This window comes from uncultured Anaerococcus sp. (assembly GCF_963510575.1).
Taxonomy (GTDB): Bacteria; Bacillota; Clostridia; order Tissierellales; family Peptoniphilaceae; genus Anaerococcus.
The window spans coordinates 1-3,397 of record NZ_CAUPFR010000141.1 but is presented as its reverse complement, the minus strand read 5'-3'; the positions used below and the strand labels follow the sequence as shown (position 1 = coordinate 3,397).

At 37.2% G+C, this 3,397-nt stretch carries 3 protein-coding genes; 1 reads left to right on the top strand and 2 read right to left on the bottom strand.

What is annotated here, in order from left to right; translation table 11 throughout:
• Positions 1-242 precede the first annotated feature (242 nt).
• The gene (locus RQ907_RS08205; RefSeq protein ID WP_311492885.1) at positions 243-884 is read right to left on the bottom strand and encodes a Crp/Fnr family transcriptional regulator; all 642 of its coding nucleotides are present in this window, start codon (positions 882-884) and stop codon (positions 243-245) included.
• Between the two features lie 60 nt (positions 885-944).
• Positions 945-2,561 (bottom strand): hydroxylamine reductase, encoded by a 1,617-nt coding sequence (gene hcp / locus RQ907_RS08200; RefSeq protein ID WP_311492884.1) that lies wholly within the window; start codon positions 2,559-2,561, stop codon positions 945-947.
• Positions 2,562-2,758: 197 nt separating this feature from the next.
• Between hcp and RQ907_RS08195 the strand changes: the two genes are divergently transcribed.
• The coding region (locus RQ907_RS08195; protein ID WP_311492883.1) for a succinylglutamate desuccinylase/aspartoacylase family protein at positions 2,759-3,397 on the top strand (639 nt) is incomplete at its 3' end.

Below are 3,397 nucleotides of genomic sequence, written 5' to 3'. Positions count from 1 at the left end.
TTAGACAATAAATATAGTCTAGGAAGTAGCTTGAAGGAGCAAAGCTTCTTCGAGAGGACTTGGATTATTTACAATTAAAAATAATTATAATTTAAAAAGACGAGCAATTTAATGTTCGTCTTTTTTTGTGAGAAAAAATATTATATATAATATATAGTTAAATTTATAATTTTAGTAGTTCACTAAATAGCAGATATTGTCATACATTCGGCATCATTTCAAAATATAACCACCACACAAAACTAAAACTCAATTCCTTCTCTATTTAAAATCTCAATAAAATCTCCACCGACTTTTATAATCCCTTCCTCTGCCATTTTTGATAGTTCTCTTGATAGGCTGGGTCTGGTTGTTGATAGGTAGTCGGCTAGGTCTTCTCTTTTCATTGAGAGTTTGACTTTGCCTTCTTTTTCGTTCTCTAGGAGGTATTTGCCAATTTTTTGGCGTAGGCTTGCTTGGGAGGTGATTTGGTTTTTCTTTGATAGGGCCAGGCACTTTTTGGATAGGAAGTTTATATAGGACCTTAAAAAGGTTTCTGGACAAGGTTTGGTGAAAATTTTCCTAAAGTCTTTTATTATTAAAATCTTACAAGGACTAGCACATTCAGAGTCGAAGTCAAAGGGCTCGCCCAGGTAGGAATATACTTCGCCAAAAAGTGTAGGTTTATCAAAGTTTTGGAAGATAAATCTTTTTCCATTTGAGTCTATTTGGTAGACATTTATTTTGCCATCTATTAGGTAAAAAAGGTCACCACTCTTATTACCAGCCATAAAAACATACTCGCCCTTGCCATAAGTTTTTTCTATAAATTGAGTTTTTGTTTTGATAATTTCAAGATCCTTATCTGTTAAATTCTTAAAAATTTTTATTTCTCGTAAATTCATAAATCCTCCTTTTTGATATTATACTAATTTTAAAAAAGTCGGCACAGGGTGCCGACAATTTTAGCCTATCAATGTTTGTAAGTCTTCTTCTACTGTTGTATTTGGGGCGATGTTGAAGTTTTCTACCAAAAAGTCTACGACTGTTGGGCTTAAAAATGCTGGAAGAGTTGGTCCAAGGTGGATGTTTTTAACTCCGAGTGAAAGTAGGGCAAGGAGAACTATGACTGCCTTTTGCTCATACCAAGCGATGTTGTAGGCGATTGGCAAATCATTTACATCATCAAGGCCAAAGACGTCTTTGAGGGCAAGGGCAATTTGGACAAGTGAATAAGAATCGTTACATTGGCCAGCATCAAGTACTCTTGGAATTCCATTGATGTCACCAAGACCTAGCTTGTTGTAACGGTATTTTGCACAACCTGCTGTTAAAATTACAGTATCATCTGGAAGATTTTTTGCAAAGTCTGTGTAATAAGATCTCTTAGGACTTCTGCCGTCACAGCCTGCCATTACAACAAATTTCCTGATATTGCCAGCCTTGACTTCTTCTACAACCTTATCTGCAAGGGACAATACTTGGTTGTGGGCAAAACCTCCGACTACTTTGATATTTTCGATATTTTCTGGAGCCTGGCATGATTTTGCCATTTCGATTATTTCTGAGAAATCTTTGTACCCATTTTCGTCTGCTTCTATGTGGCTTGCCCCAGGAAAACCAGCGTTAGATGTTGTAAACATCCTGTTTAGGTAGGTATTTTCCTTTTTTGGTGGGACAATGCAGTTGGTTGTCATAAGGATTGGGCCATTAAATTTCTCAAACTCTTCATTTTGCTTCCACCAAGCATTTCCGTAATTACCGTGGAAGTTGTCGTATTTTTTGAAGGCTGGGTAATAATTTGCAGGTAGCATCTCTGAGTGGGTGTAAACGTCAACTCCAGTTCCTTGGGTTTGTTCAAGGAGCATTTTCATATCATGAAGGTCGTGTCCAGATATAAGGATTCCAGGATTTTTGCCTGCAGAAAAGTCTACTTCTGTAATTTCTGGATTGCCGTAAGTTTCTGTATTTGCCTTATCTAAAAGTGCCATTGCCTTTACGCCGTGCTCGCCAGTTTCCATTACAAGGTCAATTAAATCGCCAATTTCCTTATCGTTTTGGGTAGTTTTTGCAAGGGCTTTTGCTATGAAGAAATCTACTTCTTCGTCCCTATAGCCAAGGACATTTGCGTGGTGGTTGTAAGCTGCCATACCCTTTAGGCCGTAGGTAACTAGTTCTACAAGGGATCTTTCGTCTTCATTAAGAATATTTAAAACTCCAACTTCAACAGACTTTCTCTTGAGTTCCTCATCATCGTATGATAAGTATTTTTCAATATCGGATAGGCCTTCTGTGCCGATTTTGCCCATGATTTTTTCCTTAAAGGCCATGGTTTTTTTAATTGCATCTAAGATTGCCTCTTCATCGAAGTTTGCATTGGTAATGGTAATGAAAAGATTGTTTGAAATCCTATCGTAGACCTTGGCACAAGCCTTGCCTTTTTTTACAACTAAGCCAGCGAGGCCCTTAGTAGTGTAGACTAATAGGTCTTGAAGATTTGCCACATTTTCATTCTTGCCGCAAACACCAACCTTAGTGCATCCTTTATTTCCTGCTGTTTCTTGACATTGATAACAAAACATTTATGTACCTCTTTTCTTAATTTTTCATTTGATATTCCTATTATAGGATAGAAAAAATATATTTTCCGTAACCAATGTTACGAGTGGGGAAAAAATTTATAACTTATGCTGATTTTATTAATTGAGTGGACTTCTTGAACGATAATCATTATTAATTATAGTATAATAGTAGTATAAGGATTAGAAAGGAGTTTGGGATGGTTAGAGAATTTGAGATTTTTATTGAAGGATATGACCCAGTCTTAGCCTACGAAGTTTGTGGCAAAGATGAGGGGCCTTGCCTGGTTGTAATTTCTGGTGTCCACGGAGGAGAATATGTTGGACCGAGGGCTTTAGTTAAGTTTATTGATAAGATAAGAAATGAAGGCCTAGATTTTAAGGGTAGGCTCCTTATTATTCCTGTCCTTAATGAGTCAGGTTTTTATGGGGGACTCAAGCAGGTTGTGGCAGAAGATGGTCTAAACCTAAATAGGATTTTCCCTGCTACTGGAGAAAGCAAGGCTCATTTGTTGGCAAAAATTGTTGAAGAAAAATTTTACCCAGAGGCTGATTTCCTCCTTGATTTGCATGGGGGAGATATAAATGAAGAGATGGAACCTTTGGTATTTTTCCCTGCCTATGCCAAAGGAGACCAAAAAAAGATGATTGATAAGGTAATTAGATCCTTATCGACTACTTACCTTGTCCCATCTATGGCAAAAAATGGCCTATATTCCTATGCTAATGTAAAGGGCATACCTAGTCTTTTGCTAGAAAGAGGAGGTCAGGGCCTTTGGACTGATGAAGAAAGTGACCTTGTAATTTTAAATATCCTTCAAACTATGAAGGCCCTTGGC